Raw genomic sequence first — 538 nt, forward strand, 5'->3', positions numbered from 1 at the left:
GGCATTGCCAACTTGTTTGCACGCGGTTGATGGCGGTCTGGTCTGCGTCCGTTAGGCGGTCATTTCGAGAGCGTAACCGTCCCAGAGGCCGAAAGCATCGGTTCTGGCGTGACGGTATGAGACGATGGAGAGTTGATAGCGGCGGGGTCGAAAGACGGTGTTGATCTGGTCGTGAGCGGCAAGAAACCTTTGCGCTTGCTTTGGCGACTTGAAGCGCCCCATGAGCTTTTCGCGCTTTCGAGTGGGTCTGTGTGATCCTTCGATCCGATTATTCAGTCCTTTGTGTGCTCGGTGATCCGCACCCGGCGCAAGATCGCGGATCGGTTTGAAATAGCTTCGCAACTTATCCGTGATCACAACACGGGGTTCGCCGAATTGCGAAATCAACCGCTTCAGAAAGCGCCGGGCTGCCTTAGCACTCCGCCTTGGTTGGACGAGGATATCAAGAGTATCTCCGTTCGCATCCACCGCCCGCCAGAGCCAGCATTTCTGACCGTTGATCGGGATGACAACTTCGTCCAAATGCCATTTGTCGGCC

1 protein-coding gene is annotated in these 538 nt (G+C 55.9%); it reads right to left on the reverse strand.

The window, feature by feature from the left end; all coding sequences use genetic code 11:
• Positions 1-51 precede the first annotated feature (51 nt).
• On the reverse strand, positions 52-538 hold a 487-nt coding region (locus ACR0AD_RS21165), incomplete at its 5' end, for an IS6 family transposase (RefSeq protein WP_480489526.1).

Source organism: Ruegeria sp. BH8, from assembly GCF_056538065.1.